Source organism: Delftia lacustris, from assembly GCF_040267515.1.
Taxonomy (GTDB): domain Bacteria; phylum Pseudomonadota; class Gammaproteobacteria; order Burkholderiales; family Burkholderiaceae_C; genus Comamonas; species Comamonas tsuruhatensis.
This window is the reverse complement of record NZ_CP141274.1, coordinates 316,059-332,882: the sequence shown is the minus strand read 5'-3', so window position 1 is coordinate 332,882 and position 16,824 is coordinate 316,059. Positions and strand designations below refer to the sequence as shown.

Annotated in this window: 15 protein-coding genes; 6 read left to right on the top strand and 9 right to left on the bottom strand. The window is 68.0% G+C overall.

Annotation, left to right across the window (positions count from 1 at the left end):
• Window positions 1-27 precede the first annotated feature (27 nt).
• From U6958_RS02945 to urtA, 7 genes are all read right to left on the bottom strand, one after another.
• Window positions 28-387 carry a zinc ribbon domain-containing protein gene (locus U6958_RS02945; RefSeq protein ID WP_016452169.1) on the bottom strand — a complete coding sequence of 120 codons (360 nt, stop codon included), beginning with the start codon at window positions 385-387 and terminating at the stop codon, window positions 28-30.
• 46 nt (window positions 388-433) lie between these two features.
• Window positions 434-1,663, bottom strand: coding sequence for a formamidase (gene fmdA, locus U6958_RS02940; RefSeq protein ID WP_012202164.1), 1,230 nt, complete (start codon window positions 1,661-1,663; stop codon window positions 434-436).
• A 37-nt stretch (window positions 1,664-1,700) separates the two neighbouring features.
• Entirely contained in the window at window positions 1,701-2,390 is a 690-nt protein-coding gene (gene urtE / locus U6958_RS02935; RefSeq protein ID WP_016450221.1) for an urea ABC transporter ATP-binding subunit UrtE, read from the bottom strand.
• A 20-nt stretch (window positions 2,391-2,410) separates the two neighbouring features.
• Complete coding sequence (gene urtD / locus U6958_RS02930; RefSeq protein WP_043789395.1) at window positions 2,411-3,154, bottom strand: urea ABC transporter ATP-binding protein UrtD; 744 nt, start codon at window positions 3,152-3,154, stop codon at window positions 2,411-2,413.
• Window positions 3,155-3,173: 19 nt separating this feature from the next.
• Complete coding sequence (urtC, locus tag U6958_RS02925) at window positions 3,174-4,370, bottom strand: urea ABC transporter permease subunit UrtC (RefSeq protein WP_017407726.1); 1,197 nt, start codon at window positions 4,368-4,370, stop codon at window positions 3,174-3,176.
• Between the two features lie 72 nt (window positions 4,371-4,442).
• Window positions 4,443-5,357, bottom strand: a complete 915-nt coding sequence (gene urtB / locus U6958_RS02920; protein ID WP_043789397.1) for an urea ABC transporter permease subunit UrtB — start codon at window positions 5,355-5,357, stop codon at window positions 4,443-4,445.
• A 110-nt stretch (window positions 5,358-5,467) separates the two neighbouring features.
• Complete coding sequence (urtA, locus tag U6958_RS02915; protein ID WP_016450225.1) at window positions 5,468-6,733, bottom strand: urea ABC transporter substrate-binding protein; 1,266 nt, start codon at window positions 6,731-6,733, stop codon at window positions 5,468-5,470.
• A 214-nt stretch (window positions 6,734-6,947) separates the two neighbouring features.
• On the opposite strand from urtA, the gene U6958_RS02910 reads away from it, so the two are divergent.
• Together U6958_RS02910 and U6958_RS02905 are read left to right on the top strand one after the other, a co-directional pair.
• Window positions 6,948-10,442, top strand: coding sequence for an ATP-binding protein (locus U6958_RS02910; RefSeq protein ID WP_016452171.1), 3,495 nt, complete (start codon window positions 6,948-6,950; stop codon window positions 10,440-10,442).
• A gap of 19 nt (window positions 10,443-10,461) precedes the next feature.
• On the top strand, window positions 10,462-11,409 hold the full coding sequence (locus U6958_RS02905; protein WP_074921226.1) for a response regulator: 948 nt from the start codon (window positions 10,462-10,464) through the stop codon (window positions 11,407-11,409).
• Here the strand turns inward: U6958_RS02905 and U6958_RS02900 are convergent.
• Window positions 11,382-11,876 carry a PACE efflux transporter gene (locus tag U6958_RS02900; protein ID WP_016452173.1) on the bottom strand — a complete coding sequence of 165 codons (495 nt, stop codon included), beginning with the start codon at window positions 11,874-11,876 and terminating at the stop codon, window positions 11,382-11,384. The two genes, U6958_RS02905 and U6958_RS02900, sit on opposite strands and share 28 nt — an antisense overlap.
• A gap of 74 nt (window positions 11,877-11,950) precedes the next feature.
• On the opposite strand from U6958_RS02900, the gene U6958_RS02895 reads away from it, so the two are divergent.
• The 4 genes from U6958_RS02895 to U6958_RS02880 all read left to right on the top strand — a co-directional run bounded on the left by U6958_RS02895 (window position 11,951) and on the right by U6958_RS02880 (window position 15,911).
• Window positions 11,951-12,883 carry a LysR family transcriptional regulator gene (locus tag U6958_RS02895; protein WP_016450229.1) on the top strand — a complete coding sequence of 311 codons (933 nt, stop codon included), beginning with the start codon at window positions 11,951-11,953 and terminating at the stop codon, window positions 12,881-12,883.
• A gap of 68 nt (window positions 12,884-12,951) precedes the next feature.
• Entirely contained in the window at window positions 12,952-14,598 is a 1,647-nt protein-coding gene (locus tag U6958_RS02890) for a M30 family zinc metallopeptidase (protein ID WP_074921225.1), read from the top strand.
• Between the two features lie 5 nt (window positions 14,599-14,603).
• Window positions 14,604-15,005 (top strand): hypothetical protein, encoded by a 402-nt coding sequence (locus U6958_RS02885; protein ID WP_016450231.1) that lies wholly within the window; start codon window positions 14,604-14,606, stop codon window positions 15,003-15,005.
• Window positions 15,006-15,032: 27 nt separating this feature from the next.
• Window positions 15,033-15,911 carry a PPK2 family polyphosphate kinase gene (locus U6958_RS02880; RefSeq protein ID WP_017404944.1) on the top strand — a complete coding sequence of 293 codons (879 nt, stop codon included), beginning with the start codon at window positions 15,033-15,035 and terminating at the stop codon, window positions 15,909-15,911.
• A gap of 24 nt (window positions 15,912-15,935) precedes the next feature.
• Here the strand turns inward: U6958_RS02880 and U6958_RS02875 are convergent, their stop codons facing one another.
• Window positions 15,936-16,754, bottom strand: coding sequence for a fumarylacetoacetate hydrolase family protein (locus U6958_RS02875; protein ID WP_074921224.1), 819 nt, complete (start codon window positions 16,752-16,754; stop codon window positions 15,936-15,938).
• Between the last annotated feature and the right edge of the window lie 70 nt (window positions 16,755-16,824).

Genomic DNA, 16,824 nt, shown 5'->3' with positions numbered 1-16,824 from the left:
TGCATCGGTGCGGCGCAGGGGCCGCGGTCAGTGGCTGATCATCCAGGGCCGCTTGGTCGGGAAGGTCTTGGCGCCGTTGGGCGCCGTGACCGTGGAGCCGCGCTTGCTGGCGCCGCTGCAGCAGCCGCAGCCCGAGGGGTGGCGCATGCGCGCGTAGCTGCCCTCGGCCACATCGCGTGAGCGCCTGGGCTCGTGCCGGGCTCGCTCGTTGGTGTCGTGGGCGCGGCGCTGCTCGGGGCTGGTGCAGGCCAGGCGCGGCGCGCTGACGAAGACGCGGGGCGATGCCGCCTCGCAGATGGGGCAGGGCGCGGGCTCGTTGCGCTGCGAGAGGCTGCGCAGCGCGTCGAAGCCGCCGCATGCGGCGCAGTGGTAGTCATAGGTGGGCATGGGCGGCCTCTGGCGGATGGTGGATGGCGGGTGTCGTATGCCGGGCTTACTTGTCCTGGGCGATGGGCAGGTCCACCCCGCCCGTGATGATCTTCTGTGGTCCCTCGGCCGTGGGATTGATGTCGAAGTCGAAGATCTCCGTGGGCAGCCACAGCGTGGCGCAGGCATTGGGCACGTCCACCACGCCGCTGATGTGGCCCTGCACGGGCGCCGTGCCCAGCAGCGAGTAGGCCTGGGCACCGCTGTAGCCGAATTTCTTCAGGTACTCGATGGCGTTCAGGCAGGCCTGGCGGTAGGCCACGGTCACGTCCAGGTAGTGCTGCTTGCCCTTTTCGTCCACCGAGATGCCTTCGAAGATCAGGTAGTCCTTGTAGTTGGGCGTCATGGGGCTGGGCTTGAAGATGGGGTTCTTGATGCCGTACTTGGCCATGCCGCCCTTGATCAGCGAAACCTTCATGTGCACCCATCCGGCCATCTCGATGGCGCCGCAGAAGGTGATTTCGCCATCGCCCTGGCTGAAGTGCAGGTCGCCCACGCTCAGGCCCGCGCCGTCCACGTAGACGGGGAAGAACACGCGCGAGCCGCGCGAGAGGTCCTTGATGTCGCAGTTGCCGCCATGCTCGCGCGGCGGCACGGTGCGCGCGCCTTCGGCGGCGGCCTTGTCGCGCGCCTCGCCCTGCATCTGGCCCATGTGGGCGGTGGTGGCGTTGGGCGGGTTGGCCAGGCCGGGGATGCGGTCGGGGTCGGTGGCGATGAGGCCGGTCTCGCGCTCGTTCCAGCTGGCCAGCATCTTGGGGTCGGGCAGGCAGCCGATCAGTCCCGGGTGGATGAGGCCTGCGAAGTTGACGCCGGGGATGTGGCGGCTCTTGGTGAACATGCCGTGGAAGTCCCAGATGGACTTCTGGGCCAGCGGGAAATGCTCGTCCAGGAAGCCGCCGCCGTTTTGCTTGGAGAAAAAGCCGTTGAAGCCCCAGAGGCTGTCGTCGCGCGCGCCGATGTCCAGCAGGTCCACCACCAGCAGGTCGCCGGGCTCGGCGCCCTTGACGCCCACGGGGCCGGACAGGAAGTGGACGGTGGACAGGTCCACGTCGCGCACGTCTTCGGCGCTGTCGTCGTTCTTGATGGCGCCGCCGGTCCAGTCATAGGTCTCCAGCTTGAACTCCGCGCCCGGCTCCACCCAGACCGCCATGGGGATGTCGGGATGCCAGCGGTTGTGCACCTGCGGGTTGTCGTAGGGGGACTGGTTGAGATCGACCTTGATCAGGGTTTCGGCCATGGTGTGCTCCTTGCGATGGCAGTGGGGAAAAAACGGATCAGACGGAGAGGTAGGACTTGATGCGCTGCTCGTCGGTATCGGCACGCGCGGTTTCATGTACCAATCTCCCGCCCTCGATGACGAACAGCCGGTCGGCCACATCCATGGCGAAGGAAAGCACCTGCTCGCTGACCACGATGGTGATGCGGCGCAGCTTGCGGATCTCGTTGAGCGCCTTGGCGATGTCCTTGATGATGGAAGGCTGTATGCCCTCGGTCGGCTCGTCCAGCAGCAGCACCTTGGGGTCGGTGACCAGGGCGCGCGCAATGGCCAGCTGCTGCTGCTGCCCGCCCGAGAGGTTGCCGCCCTTGCGCCGGCGCATGTCCCAGAGCACGGGGAACAGGGCGTAGATGTCGTCGGGCACCTGGCGCGACTTCGCGTTCTCCAGGCCCGTCTGTATGTTCTCTTCCACGGTCAGCGTGGGGAAGATCATGCGGCCCTGGGGCACGTAGGCAATGCCCTTGGCCACGCGCCGGAAGCTCTCGTCCTTCGTGACGTCCTGGCCGGCCACGGTGATCTGGCCGCTCTTGGCGGGCATGACGCCCATCAGGCTTTTGAACAGCGTGGTCTTGCCCATGCCGTTGCGGCCCATGATGGCCACGGTTTCGTTCTCGCGGCCCTCGAAGCTGATGCCGTGCAGCGCCTCGCTCTGGCCATAGGCCACGTACAGATCCTTGACTTGCAGCATGTGAATTCCTTGTGCGTGCCTCAGTGGCCGAGGTAGACGTCGATGACCTTGGGATCGGCCTGCACCTTGTCCATGGGACCCTCGGCGAGGATCTTTCCCTGGTGCATGACGGTGACCTTGTGCGCGATGCGCGCCACGAACTCCATGTCGTGCTCGATGACGATGACGGAGCGGTTCTTGCAGATGCGCTGCAGCAGCTCGGCCGTCAGTTCGCGCTCGCGGGCGCTCATGCCGGCGATGGGCTCGTCCAGCATCAGCAGCTCGGGCTCCTGCATGAGCAGCATGCCGATCTCCAGCCACTGCTTCTGGCCGTGGCTGAGCAGGCCGGCCTCGGTGTCCAGGCGCTCGTCCAGGCCGATGTCGGCGGCCACGGCCTGCACGCGATCGCGCACCGCCTCCGTGCACTTGAAGGCCAGCGCGCCGAAGACCGAGCGGCCTTCGGGGTAGGAGACCTCCAGGTTCTGGAAGACCGACAGGTTCTCGTAGATGGACGGCGTCTGGAACTTGCGCCCGATCCCCAGGCGCACGCGCTTGTGCTCTGCCATGCGCGTGAGTTCCTCGTTCTTGAACTTGATGCTGCCGCCCGTGGCGCGGGTCTTGCCGCAGATCAGGTCCAGCAGCGTGGTCTTGCCCGCGCCGTTGGGGCCGATGATGACGCGCAGCTCGTTCCTGTCGATGTACAGGTTCAGCGCGTCGATGGCCTTGAAGCCGTCGAAGGAGACCGTCAGGTCTTCCACGGCCAGCGTGAAGTCGGTATTGCTCATGGTGTGCTCCCGCTGTGGTTCAGGCGCCCTGGCGGCCCATGCCTTCGGACAGGGCGGACGTGGGCTTGGTGGCGGCCGGGGCAGGTGCTGCCTGGGCTCCCTGCGCTGCGGCAGGCGCTGCGGCCGGTGCCGCGCCCTTGCGGCGGCTGTTCCACCAGGGAACGATGCGGCTTTCCCACAGCCCGGCCAGCCCCATCGGGAAGGCCATGGTCACGCCGATGAACAGGCCCGCCATGAGGAACAGCCACAGGTCCGGGAAGCTCTCCGAGAAATAGGTCTTGCCCGCGTTGACCAGCAGCGTGCCGTACACGGCGCCCACCAGGCTCATGCGCCCGCCCACGGCGGCGTAGATGACCATCTCGATGGAGGGAACGATGCCCACGAAGCTGGGCGACATGAAGCCCACCTGCAGCGTGAACAGCGCGCCGCCCACGCCCGACAGCGCAGCGGCCAGGCAGAACACGAAGACCTTGAAGTTGGCCACGTCGTAGCCGGAAAAGCGCACGCGGTCTTCCTTGTCGCGCATGGCCAGCAGCAGGGTGCCCACCTTGCCCGTCTGAATCCAGCGGCACAGCACGATGGCGCCGATCAGCAGGGCCACGCAGACGTAGTAGAGGATGTACTTGGCGCTGTCCGTGCGCGTGTCCCAGCCCCACAGGGTCTTGAGGTCGGTCATGCCGTTGACGCCGCCCGTGTAGCCCTGCTGGCCGATGATGAGCACGGTGACGATCAGCGCCACGGCCTGCGTGATGATGGCGAAGTACACCCCGCCCACGCGGCGCTTGAACATGGCGAAGCTGATGAGCCAGGCCAGCAGCGTGGGCACGGCGATGACGGCGGCCAGCGAGAACGGCAGGCTCTTGAAGGGCAGCCAGAACGAGGGCAGCTCGGTCAGCTGGTTCCAGTCCATGAAGTCGGGGATGCCGGGCGTGGACTGGATCTTGGTGCTGATGGGGTCGGACGCCTCCAGCTTCAGGAACATGGCCATGGCGTAGCCGCCCAGGCCGAAGAACACGCCCTGGCCCAGGCTGAGCACGCCGCCATAGCCCCAGACCATGACCAGGCCGATGGCGACGAAGGCATAGGTCAGGTACTTGCCGACCAGGTTGAGGCGGAAGATGTCCAGCGCCAGGGGCAGCACCACCGCCAGCAGGACGGTGAGCAGCACCAGGCTGGCGAGCTGGTAGCGCTGTATCCAGGCTTTGAGGGCTTGCATGGAATGACTCCGGTGAACTCAGGGGAAATCGGGGGAACGCGGGGGAATTCGTGGACAGGGCCGGCGCCGGGATCAGCGCCGCACCTTGGACGCGAACAGGCCCTGGGGACGCAGCATCAGGATGAAGACGATCAGCGACAGCGTGATCACCTTGGCCATGGAGCCCGCGAGGAAGAACTCGGTGATGGACTGCGTCTGCGCAATGCCGAAGGCCGAGACCACGGTGCCCAGCAGGCTGGCCGCGCCGCCGAAGGTGACCACCAGGAAGGCGTCCACGATGTACAGCGAGCCCGAGGTGGGGCCGGTGGAGCCGATGGTGGTGAAGGCCGCGCCCGCCACGCCCGCGATGCCGCAGCCGATGGCAAAGGTCAGGCGGTCGGTCTTCTTGGTGTCGATGCCGATGGCGTTGGCCATCACGCGGTTGCTGACCGTGGCGCGCACGCGCAGGCCCCAGCGGCTCTTGTGCAGCGCGATCAGCACGCCGGCCGTGACGGCCATGGTCAGCGCCAGCACGAACAGGCCGTTGATGGGAATGTCCAGCCCCTCGGCCGGCGCCCACGAGCCCATCAGCCAGTCAGGCAGGGTGGGGCTGACTTCCTTGGGGCCGATGAAGGTGCGAAAGCACTGCTGCAGCGCCAGGCTCACGCCCCAGGTGGCCAGCAGCGTGTCCAGCGGCCGCTTGTAGAGGTGGCGGATCAGCCCCCACTCCACCAGCCAGCCGGCCGCGAAGGCGAACAGGAAGGCGGCCACGATGGCCAGCGGGAAGTAGTAGGGCATGAACTCGGGCGCGTGCTGCGCCGTGAGCGTGGAGCCCAGGTAGATGGTGTAGGCGCCAATGGTCATGAACTCGCCATGCGCCATGTTGATCACGCCCATCTGGCCAAAGATGATGGCCAGGCCCAGGCCCATCAGCAGCAGCACGGCGAACAGGCTCAGCCCCGCGAAGCCCTGCATCAGGCCGATGTTCATCATGTCGGAAAAACTCATGGTGCTGCTCCTGCGCGCAAGCCAATCGGGAGTGGGGGAAACGGTTCACGCGGCGGCCCGCCCACCAGGCCGCAGGCCGCCACGCATCACCTGCCTGAACGGATCAGGGCTTACTGGTAACCCTTGGGGAAGGGATCGGGTTTGATCAATTCCGGAGATTCCGAGACCACCTTGAACGTGCCGTCCGGCTGCCCCACGGCAATGCGCGACTTGCTCCACAGGTGGTGGTTGGCGTCCACCTTCACGTAGCCTTCGGGCGCGGTCTTGAGTTCCAGCCCCGGCGATGCGGCCACCACCTTGTCCACGTCGAAGCTCTTGGCCTTTTCCACGGCGGCCTTCCACAGCCAGGGGCCCAGGTAGCCGGCCTGGGTGACGTCGCCGATGACGGCGTTGGGGCCGTACTTGGCCTTGAAGGCGGCCACGAACTTCTTGTTGTTCTCGTTGTCCAGCGTCTGGAAGTACTTCATCGAGGAGTAGAAGCCCGTGAAGTTCTCGCCGCCCACGCCGGTCATCTCGTCCTCGGTCACCGACAGCGTGACCAGCAGTTGCTTGTCACCCGTGATGCCCGCGGCCTTGAGCGCCTTGTAGAAGGCCACGTTGGAGCCGCCCACCACGGCCACGAAGATGCAGTCCGGCTTTTGCAGCTTGATCTTGTTGACCAGCGAGCCGAAGTTGGTGCTGCCCAGCGGGTAGTACTCCTCGCCGACGACCTTGCCCTTCTGGAAGTTCTCGATGTGCTTGCGCGCGATCTTCATGGAGGTGCGCGGCCAGATGTAGTCCGAGCCGATCAGGAAGAAGGTCTTGGCCTTTTTCTCGGCCTTGGCCCAGTCCAGGCTGTACAGGATCTGCTGCGTGGCTTCCTGGCCCGTGTAGATCACGTTCTTGGACTGCTCCAGGCCTTCGTAGAAGGTGGGGTAGTACAGCAGGCCGTTTTCCTTCTCGAACACGGGCAGCACGGCCTTGCGCGAGGCGCTGGTCCAGCAGCCGAAGACGGCGGCGCAGCGGTCGTTGATGAGCAGCTTCTTGGACTTCTCGGCGAAGGTGGGCCAGTCGGAGGCACCGTCTTCCTTGATCACGCGGATCTTGCGGCCCAGGATGCCGCCCATGGCGTTGATCTGGTCGATGGCCAGTTGCTCGGCCTGGATGGAGCCGGTCTCGGAGATCGCCATGGTGCCCGTGGCCGAGTGCAGCTGGCCCACGACGACTTCGGTATCGGTCACGGCCAGCTTGGTGGTGTTGACCTGGGCCGTGGCCTGGGCGAAGGACCAGGCCGGCAGCCCGGCCACCGAGGCGGCGCCAAGCGCCTGCAGGACGCGGCGGCGGCCCATTTCCGTGCCGGGGGAACCAGGTGTGCGGGGGTCGGAGGGGTGGCTCATGGTGACTCTCCTGTAAGGATCGGTTGGGTGATCTGCAAGTGGCTGAAAACTGGCGTTGCGGTTACGGCTTGTTTCCGCGCTGGGTCCAAGATTAGGAAGAACCCTTGCCGCCGCCCATACGTCAATTGACGTAGCCACCTGCGTACGCACCCCGGCTACCCCTCTTGCAAGCCGCGCCAGCATTGGCCCCGCACGTTTCTTGCTAGACCTGGGAATGCACTCCGCCCCCCCGCCCGACAGCCCCACCGGCACCGCAGCCGCGCCGCAGACCATCTTCCGGTTCCGGCGCGAGTACAACGCCTGGGTGGCCGACGAGACCATGGAGGACTACGCGCTGCGCTACACGCCGCGCAGCTTCCGGCGCTGGAGCGAGTTCCGTGTGGCCAACACGGCCTTCGGCTCGCTGTCCTTCCTGGCGCTGGAGGCCATCGGCGGCGCCATTGCGCTGAACTACGGCTTCGCCAACGCCATGTGGGCCATCGTCACCGTGGGGCTGGTGATCTTCCTGACGGGGCTGCCCATCGCCGTCTGCGCCGCACGCTACGGGCTTGACATGGACCTGCTGACGCGCGGCGCGGGCTTCGGCTACCTGGGCTCGACCATCACCTCGCTGATCTACGCCGTCTTCACCTTCATCTTCTTCGCGCTGGAGGCGGCCATCATGGCGCTGGCCCTGCAGCTGGTGGTGGACTGGCCGCTGCAGTGGTGCTATGCGCTGTCGGCCCTGGTGGTGCTGCCGCTGGCCATGCGCGGCATCACGCTGATCTCGCGCCTGCAGGCCTGGACGCAGCCGCTGTGGCTGTTCCTGCTGGTGCTGCCCTTCGTGTGGATGGCGCTGGCCCAGCCGCAGCTGTACCGCGACTTCGCCAGCCTCACCGGCCTGCGCTCGGGCAGCAGCCAGTTCGATCCGCTGATGTTCGGCGCGGCGGCAGCCGTGATCTTCGCGCTGGTGGTGCAGATCGGCGAGCAGGTGGACTTCCTGCGCTTTCTGCCGCCGCGCACCCAGGCCAACCGGCTGCGCTGGTGGGGCGCGGTGCTGGTGGCCGGCCCGGGCTGGGCCGTGATGGGCATGCTCAAGATGGCGGGCGGCGCCTTTCTCGCGTTCGCGGCCATGCAGCTGCAGGGGGTGGACGCCACGCGCGCGGCCGAGCCCACGCAGATGTTCCTGGCAGGCTTCCAGCAGGTGCTGCAGGCCCTGGGCCTGCCGGGGCTGGCCGTGGCGGTGACCGTGGTCTTCGTGGTCATCTCGCAGGTCAAGATCAACGTGACCAATGCCTATGCGGGGTCGCTTGCCTGGTCCAACTTCTTCGCGCGCATCACGCGCAGCCATCCGGGGCGCGTGGTCTGGATGGTGTTCAACGTGGTCATCGCCACCTTGCTGATGACGCTGGGCGTGTTCGGCGCGCTGGAGAAGGTGCTGACCATCTACAGCAACGTGGCCATCGCCTGGGTGGGCGCGCTGGTGGCCGACCTGGTCATCAACAAGCCGCTGGGGCTGAGCCCGCCGGGCATCGAATTCCGCCGCGCCCATCTGTACGACTTCAATCCCGTGGGACCCGTCGCCATGCTGCTGGCCGCCGCCGTGGCCTGCTGCGCCTATGCGGGCCTGCTGGGCGAGACGGCGGCCGCGTTCTCGCCCTTCATCGCGCTGGCGCTGTCCATGCTGCTGTCGCCGCTGCTGGCCTGGCTGACGGGCGGGCGCTACTACCTGGCACGGCCCGCAGGCAATCTGTGGAAGCCCGGCGAGACGGTGCGCTGCGCCGTCTGCCAGAACCAGTTCGAGTCCGAGGACATGGCGCGCTGCCCGGCCTACGGCGCGCCCATCTGCTCGCTGTGCTGCTCGCTGGAGTCGCGCTGCCATGACCGCTGCAAGACCGGCTCGCGCGCGGGCGAGCAGCTGCGCGCGCTGGCCTCGGCCATGCTGCCGCCGCGGTGGGCCACCAAGGTGAACTTCCGCGCGGGCCAGTACCTGGTGGTGATGCTGTCTCTGTGCGCGGTGACGGCCTTCATGGTGGGCGTGGTCTACATGCAGGAAAGCCTGCAGGCAGGCAGCGTCGATGGCGGCGCGCTGCGCATCCCCTTCCTCAAGGTCTTCGCGCTGCTGGCCCTGCTGTGCGCCGTGGCCGCCTGGTGGGTGGTGCTGAGCACGGACAGCCGGCGCATGGCCCAGGACGAGTCCGAGCGCCAGAACCAGCTGCTGCTGCAGGAGATCGCCGCCCACAAGCGCACCGATGCCGAGCTGCAGGCCGCCAAGGACCATGCCGAGCAGGCCAGCCAGGCCAAGACCCGCTATGTGGCGGGCATGACGCACGAGCTGCGCTCGCCGCTCAACAGCCTGCTGGGCTATACGCAGATCCTGCTCAAGAGCCCGCAGGTCGATGGCTGGGTGCGCGAGACCCTGTCCACCATGCAGCACAGCGGCCAGCACCTGCGCGCGCTGATCGACGAATCGCTGGAGCTGGCCAGCATCGAGGCCGGCCGCCTGCGCCTGGACCTCGCCCCCCTGCCCCTGCCCGCGCTGATCGACGGCATCGAGGCCATGATGCGGCCCCAGGCCCAGGCCAGGGGGCTGCAGTTCTCGGTCGAGACGCTGGGCACCATGCCGCGCTGGGTGCGGGCCGACGCCAAGCGGCTGCGCCAGATCCTGATCAACCTGCTGTCCAACGCCGTGCGCTTCACCCAGCGCGGCGAGGTGCGGCTGCGCATGGATTTCCGGCCCCATGTCTCGCGCATCGAGGTCATCGATACCGGCATCGGGATCGAACCGCAGGACATGGAGCGCATCTTCGTGCCCTTCGAGCGCGGCAGCGCGGGCCGGCGCGTCAGCGAGGCGGGCACGGGCCTGGGGCTGACCATCACCCACCTGCTGACCGAGCTGATGGGCGGGCAGCTCACGCTCAGCAGCACGCCCGGCGAGGGCAGCTGCTTCACCGTGCGCCTGTATCTGCCCGAGATGGCGCCCGACGCGTCCTGGGTGCCCCCCGGCGCAGCCGCCACGCTGCACACCGTCATCGGCTATCTGCCGCCCCGGCGCACCCTGCTGGTGGTGGACGACCAGCCGCTGCAGCGCCAGCTGCTGGCCGGCCTGCTGCTGCCGCTGGGCTTCGAGATCCGCGAGGCCGCCAGCGGCCGCGAGTGCCTGGAGATCGTGGAGCAAAGCCTGCCTGACCTGGTGCTGCTGGACATCAGCATGGACGACCTGGACGGCTGGCAGACCGCCGCCCTGCTGCGCGCGCGCCGGGATGCGCAGCAGCTTCCCGTGGTCTTCGTCTCGGCCAACCTGTTCGACAACGACCCGCCGCGCCTGGCCGATGCGCATTGCCAGGGCTTTGTCGCCAAGCCGGTGATCGAGTCCGAGCTGCTGCAGGTGCTCGAGCGCGTGCTGCGGATCGAATGGGTGCATGACAACCGCCCGTTGCTGCTGCCGGCGCCGCGCGCGGAGCAGGCAGAGGCAAAGGCAGCGCAGGCGCCGGCAGCCGCCCCCTTCCCGCCCGACCTGCGCGAAGACCTGGCCCGGCTGGCGCGCTCGGGCCAGGCCACGGCCCTGCGCGAGCGCCTGCGCCAGGCGCGCCAGCAGGCGCCCGCGCATGCTGCGCTGCTCGATGCGCTGCAGGCCTGCGCGAACCGCTTCGACTTCGATGCGCTGGCGCGCCTGCTGCCGCAGCCCCGGGAAGAAGACGAACAGGAACAGGAGGAGACAGATGAATGAACATCCAGGAGGGCAGGAAATGACCGCCACCACCACCGCCACCAGCCGCAGCAGCCATGGCAACGGCGCCCATGTGATCCTCGTGGTGGACGACGCGCTGGACAGCCTTCGCATGCTGTGCGATGCCCTGGCCGCCGAAGGCTACGTGGTGCTCGCCGCGCGCGATGCCGACGAGGCGCTGCAGCGCTTTGCCCTGACCGTGCCCGATGGCGTGCTGCTGGACGCCGTCATGCCCGGCATGGACGGCTTCACGCTGTGCCGCCGGCTCAAGGACACGCCGGCCTGGGCCCACGTGCCCGTGGTCTTCATGACCGGCCTGTCGGACACGGACCAGATCATCCGCGGCTTTGCCAGCGGCGGCGTGGACTACGTGGTCAAGCCGCTGCGCATCCCCGAGGTGCTGGTGCGCCTGGCCACCCATGTGCGCAATGCCCGCGCCACGCGCCAGGCGCAGGAAGCCGTGGACGTGGCGGGGCTGGGCGTGGTGGTGCTCGATGGCCAGGGCCGCGTGGCCTGGCGCTCTCCCCAGGCAGCGCGCTGGCTGGAGGAGGCCTTTGCGGACCAGCCCTTCCCCATGGAGGCGGCCGGGGACTGGCTGGCCGGCGCCCGCCAGCCGGACCAGGCCGGTCACCAGGATCTGGCGCTGGCCCTGGCCGATGGCCGCCAGTTGCTGGCGCGCCACATGGGCGCCAGCGGCCTGGGGGAGTCGATGGTGCTGCTCAGCCACGAGGCGCCGCAGGCGCCCGCCGCGCGCCGGCTGCAGCAGGTGGCGCTCACCCCGCGCGAGACCGAGGTGCTGTCATGGCTGAGCAAGGGCAAGACCAACCGCGACATCGCCGACATCCTGGGCATGAGCCCGCGCACGGTCAACAAGCACCTGGAGCACATCTTCGAGAAACTCGGCGTGGAGACCCGCACGGCCGCCGCCGCCGTGGCCGGTCAGCTGCTGCAGGCCGGCTCGCCCTGAGCGCGGGGTGCCACCGCAGCGGATGCCGAGGCCGAGGCCGGCAGGCCGAACACATGGTCGAAGCACCAGTTGAAGACATAGGTGTAGACCAGGAAGAAGACCAGCAGGCCGGCCTCCATCACCGTGGCCTCCCACAGCGTGACGCCGAACCACCAGGCCATCAGCGGGATCAGCACCATGGCCAGCCCGCCCTCGAAGCCCAGGGCGTGCACCACGCGGCGCAGCACCGAGCGGCCCTTGACGCTCTGGCGCGACTCCCACTGCTCGAACAGGTGGTTGAAGGTCAGGTTCCAGACGATGGCCAGCGTGGAGGCGGCAATCGCCATGCCGCCCGAATGCCCGGCGCTCTGGCCGATGGCCATGAACAGCAGGCTGGAGGCGAGGATGGCGATCAATTCATACAGGGTCACGAAGACCACTTTGCGCTTGGGCCCCTGGAGGCCCTTTTTGTGTGTCTGCAAGGTCATAGGGAGCGCAGTCTATATGCCGGCAATTGAACGTTAAAGTCAGATTCTTTCAATAAATCTGACAGGTCCCCACCATGTCCTTTCCAGCCGACCAGGTGCCGCTGTTCATTGCCGTGCTGGACCACGGCTCGTTTTCCGCCGCCGCGCGCCAGCTGGGCCGCGTGCCCTCGGCCGTGAGCATGGCCATCGCCCAGCTGGAGGCCGAACTGGACCTGCAGCTGTTCGACCGCAGCGGCCGCGAGCCCCGGCCCACAGCGGCGGCACGCGCACTCGAACCCCAGGCCCGGCTGCTGGCCGCCCAGCTGCAGCAGCTCAACCACCAGGCGCTGGCCCTGCACCAGGGACTGGAGGAGCGGCTGACCCTGGTGATCGCGCCCGAACTGCTGTCCACGGCCTGGGCCGCGCCGCTGCAGCCGCTGGTCGAGGAATTCCCGGGTCTGGAGGTGGAAGTGCTGGTGGCCGCCCAGGTCGATGCGCTCAAGGAACTGCATTCGGGCCGCGCGCATCTGGCCCTGGTCTTCGAGCGCCCGGCCATCGACGGCCGCGAGGATTTCCAGGAGATGGGCCAGGAAACCATGGTCGCCGTGATGGCGGCCAGGCACCCGCTGGCCCGGCAACTGGGCGTGGACGGGCAGCAACGCCTGGACGTGGGCCAGCTGGCCGGCGCGCGCCAGATCCTGCTGGCCAGCCGCGACCTGGCCCACACCGATCCGCGCTTCGTGTTCTCGCACCAGCTGTGGCGCACGGACAGCCACCTGGCGGCCCTGTCCCTGGTCTCGGCCGGCCTGGGCTGGGGGTGGCTGCCCTTCAGCGTCGCCGAGCCCCTGCTGCAGACGGGCGCGCTGCTGCGCATTCCGCTGTGCAACATCAGCAACGGCACCCAGCTGTTCGTCGACTGGGTGTGGTCCAAGGAGCGCCCGCTGGGGCTGGCGGCGCGGCGGTTCGTGGAGCAGTTGCAGGTGCCGGTGCGGCCGTTGCCGGACAGCGATGCGGATCGCATCGGGTAGCATCTCTCGCCATATCGGACCAAAAATCCACATCTCCAGCAGCAGGTCACACAAGAGGAAGGGAAAACATGTTCTTTGATCATCATCACAGCAAGACCGCCATCGCACTGGCCCTGGGCGCCGTTCTGGCCGGTTGCGGCGGAGGTGGAGGCGGCGGCCCGTCCGGCCCGTCTTCGCAGTTGACCGCCGCCTGCTCGGGCACGGCCTGCGGCGCGGCCAATGCCACCACCTATTCGGGCCAGGGCGTGGGCGTCTGGAGCTACACCAACACCACGCAGGCCGAGCAGCAGATCCCTGTGGGTCTGACCAACCTGGGCAGCAAGCAGGTCACGCTGATCTACACCAACAACGGCGACGCCAGCGTGCCCATGCCCGCCCTGACGCTGACTCCGCCTGCGGCGACCACCGCCACGGCCCAGAAAAGCCTCAGCGCCGCACCCGCAACGGTCAACCGGATTCCCGAGCGCATCCGCAACTTCAAGCCCCGCCTGACGGCAGCGGACATGCAGGCGCGGCAATCCATCAAGCCGCAGGCAGCGGCGATCCTGCCCGTGGGCAGCCAGCGCAGCTGGTTCGTCCAACCCGGCGACTCCCGCATCGAAGCCCGCCAGGCCACGCTCAGACGCCAGGCCAGCGTGCCCACGCCCACCGGCACCCGCACCATCAACGTCTGGCTGGAAGACAGCGAGTACGACGCTGCCAAGGTCAGCGATGCGATGCTCGACACGCTGCTCCAGCGATTCACCAGCGGCTCCGACGCGGTCTATCCCCTGATCACGGGGCTGTCGGGCGAGCCCTGGGGCGCTCACTCCTACAGCGACCTCATCGACCCCGAACAGCCCCTGGACATCGTGTTCGTGAATTTCGTTCCGGACCGCACTCCGTACGGGCTGCTGGGCTATTTCTGGTCTCTGAACAACTTCAAGCAGGACCCGGCGAACCCCGACCTCAAGTACAGCAATCAATCGCTGTCGTTCTACATGGATACGGAAACGCTGTACCTGGATCCTGCCGAAGGCATGACCAACCAGATCAGCACGCTGTCCCATGAGTTCGTCCACATGACGAACTTCTACCGCCGCAGCGTCCAGCTGTCCAAGCCGGGAACCGACTACGCGTTCGACACCTTCCTGGAGGAAATGAGCGCCATGATGGGCGAAGACATCGTGGCCCAGCGCGTCACGCCCGGCTTCAACTCCATCGCCAATGGACGCGTCCCTTCCTGGCTGTCCCACTCGGGCTTCAACTGCGACCCCGCCGCCTGGAGCGCCGACACCGCCGCGCCCTGCTTCGGCTACGACGTCAACGGCAGCCTGGGCGCCTATCTGGTGCGCCAGTACGGCGTGGGCTTCTACAAGCAGCTGCTGAGCAACACCACGTCCACCGATTCGCTGCAGGTCCTGGGCAATGCCATACAGCAAGCGGGCGGCCCCACGCTGCCGGTCGCCATCCAGCGCTGGGGCGCCAACATCGCACTGCTGCCCGGCGATGTGCCCAGCGGCTATGGCTGGCCCGCGCGCACGGAGCAGGGCTTCACCCTGGCCGCGATCAACGGCAGCAGCCTGGCGTCTTCCCGGGTCCTGCCCACCACGGTACCGGTGAACCTCAATGCGCGCGGCCATTTCCCCTTCCTGCGTCAGCCTGATGCGCAAGGCACCTACCAGGAACAGCTGCGTGTTCCGGCAGGCAGCACGCTGACAGCCGTCGTACGCTGAACGCCATGAACCACGCACACCCGACTGCTTCCACCCGCGGCCTGCGCCGCAGTCTGCCGCTGCTGCTGGCCAGCGGCCTGGCCCTGCTGAGCGCCTGCTCGGCCCCGGCTTCGCCTGCCGCCAGCGCGGCTGCGCCGGCCTCGGGTGCGGCGGCTGAACCAAGCCAGCCCCTGACCCTGCAAGGCCGCCTGGTGCTGCGCGGCAATGCGCCCCATGAGCAGCCCGTGCTGCAGACCACCTCCGGCGAGACCTGGCAGCTCCAGGGCCTGAGCGCCGAGCAGATCACGCAGTGGCAGCGGCAGAACGTGGAAGTCCGGGGCCAGCCCGGCCCCAGGCCCGCCGCTGGCGCCGCGCCTTCGATGGCGCAGCCGCAACTGCAGGTGCAATCCATTCGCGCCCGGCCCTGACATTCCACCTCATCCACCGCTCTATCCATGGACGCCTCCAACCCTTTCTCCAGCCGCGATGCGGCCGTGCAAAAGCTCTGGGAACAATGGCAGCCGCGCTCCGCCAGGTCCGACAAGGACAAGGACAAACCCATTGCCCTGGCCGACTTCGACCCGGGCGCCAAGCCCTTTTCCAATGGCAACGGCAAGGCCGAGGACAAGGTCGCCGTCGAGGCCCTGGCCGAGGAGCTGGATGCGCTGCAGAACCTGCTGTACGCCGACCGCCGCTACAAGCTGCTGGTCGTGCTGCAGGGCACGGACACGGCGGGCAAGGACGGCACCATCCGTGGCGTCTTCGGCCGCATGAGTGCGCTGGGCGTGCACGCCGTGGGCTGGAAAGCTCCCACCGAGGCCGAGCGCGCCCATGACTACCTGTGGCGCATCCACCAGCAGGTGCCTGCCGCTGGCGAAATCACGGTCTTCAACCGCAGCCATTACGAGGACGTGCTGGTGCCCGTGGTCAACGGCTGGATCACACCCGAGCAGCAGCGCCAGCGCTTTGCCCACATCAACGACTTCGAGCGCATGCTCAGCGAGACGGGCACCGTGGTCGTCAAGTTCCTGCTGCACATCAGCGCCGACGAACAGCGCATGCGCCTGCAGGAGCGCCTGGACGACCCGGCTAAGCACTGGAAGTTCGACGAGAACGACATGAAGGTGCGCACGCAGTGGAAGGACTACCAGCAGGCCTACGGCCAGCTGCTGGGCGCCACGCATACGCCCTGGGCGCCCTGGACCATCGTGCCGGCCGACTCCAAGACGCACCGCAACCTCATGATCGCCACCTTGCTGCGCGAGGTGCTGCGCAACCTGGAACTGCGCTTTCCGCCCGGCGATCCGGCCCTCAAGGACTACAAGATCACCTGATCACTCGATGGCCTGCCTGAAGCCTCACAGCTGCAGGCGGGCCTCAGCGATGCCGTCCAGCTCGGCCACCACCAGGTCGCCAGCCTGGGCAAAGGCCAGGCCATTCCATGTGCCCGTGGTCACCACCGTGCCTGCGGGCACGCTGCCATAGCGGCGCACCAACTCCTGCAACCAGCCGGCCAGCAGCCACAGCGGATCGCCCAGCGGATGCGTTCCGGTGAACGCCTGCAGCGGCGCCGCACCCACGCGCAGCCGGCAGACCTGGGCAGACCAGTCCCGCGGCGACTCGCGCGGCAGCAGCCGCGAAGCGTCCTGCCACGGCCCCAGCACCAGGGCGCCATGGCACAGGCCGTCGGCGGCCAGCAGCAGCGGCGGCGCCTTCAGGTGCTGGCGCCAGCGCGTATCCACCACCTCGATGGCGGCGGTGATGCCGTCGATCAGCTCCAGCCCATCGCCGGGCTGCAGCGCGGAAGCCATCTCGGCCGTCACCTCGCGGCCCAGGCGCAGGGCGATCTCGGCTTCGATGCCGCGCAGGTGCAGCGGCGCGCCACCGGCCACCGAAGGACTGGCCCAGACGCCTTCTTCGGGCAGCGGCGCATGGGTCAGCGGGGCATCGCGGCGCGGCGCGCCAGACTTCCAGTAGCCCGGAACGCGGCCCGGTCCCTGCTGGCTGCCGGCCACGCGCCAGCCCAGGGCGGGCGCCATGGCGGCCTGCACGGCCTGCGCATCTGCGGGCGCGCGCACCACGTCGGCCCAGTCGTCGGCATCCAGCAATTCGCCGCTGTGGCGCGCCTGGAGCAGCGCATGGGCCAAGTCTGTGGGAGTGCGGGGGTTGTTCGTCATGGAGCGGCTTTCTTGGAGTGCATCGGAGGGTCGCAAGCGGCCCCGATTGTCCGCTGGACAAGGCGATCCC

Coding starts and splice junctions, on each gene's coding strand:
- urtC (WP_017407726.1), bottom strand. CDS start 4,370: ATGCAAGCCCTCAAAGCCTGGATACAGCGCTACCAGCTCGCCAGCCTG.
- U6958_RS02900 (WP_016452173.1), bottom strand. CDS start 11,876: ATGACCTTGCAGACACACAAAAAGGGCCTCCAGGGGCCCAAGCGCAAA.
- U6958_RS02880 (WP_017404944.1), top strand. CDS start 15,033: ATGGACGCCTCCAACCCTTTCTCCAGCCGCGATGCGGCCGTGCAAAAG.
- urtA (WP_016450225.1), bottom strand. CDS start 6,733: ATGAGCCACCCCTCCGACCCCCGCACACCTGGTTCCCCCGGCACGGAA.
- urtB (WP_043789397.1), bottom strand. CDS start 5,357: ATGAGTTTTTCCGACATGATGAACATCGGCCTGATGCAGGGCTTCGCG.
- U6958_RS02905 (WP_074921226.1), top strand. CDS start 10,462: ATGACCGCCACCACCACCGCCACCAGCCGCAGCAGCCATGGCAACGGC.
- fmdA (WP_012202164.1), bottom strand. CDS start 1,663: ATGGCCGAAACCCTGATCAAGGTCGATCTCAACCAGTCCCCCTACGAC.
- U6958_RS02895 (WP_016450229.1), top strand. CDS start 11,951: ATGTCCTTTCCAGCCGACCAGGTGCCGCTGTTCATTGCCGTGCTGGAC.
- urtE (WP_016450221.1), bottom strand. CDS start 2,390: ATGCTGCAAGTCAAGGATCTGTACGTGGCCTATGGCCAGAGCGAGGCG.
- U6958_RS02875 (WP_074921224.1), bottom strand. CDS start 16,754: ATGACGAACAACCCCCGCACTCCCACAGACTTGGCCCATGCGCTGCTC.
- U6958_RS02890 (WP_074921225.1), top strand. CDS start 12,952: ATGTTCTTTGATCATCATCACAGCAAGACCGCCATCGCACTGGCCCTG.
- U6958_RS02910 (WP_016452171.1), top strand. CDS start 6,948: ATGCACTCCGCCCCCCCGCCCGACAGCCCCACCGGCACCGCAGCCGCG.
- urtD (WP_043789395.1), bottom strand. CDS start 3,154: ATGAGCAATACCGACTTCACGCTGGCCGTGGAAGACCTGACGGTCTCC.
- U6958_RS02945 (WP_016452169.1), bottom strand. CDS start 387: ATGCCCACCTATGACTACCACTGCGCCGCATGCGGCGGCTTCGACGCG.
- U6958_RS02885 (WP_016450231.1), top strand. CDS start 14,604: ATGAACCACGCACACCCGACTGCTTCCACCCGCGGCCTGCGCCGCAGT.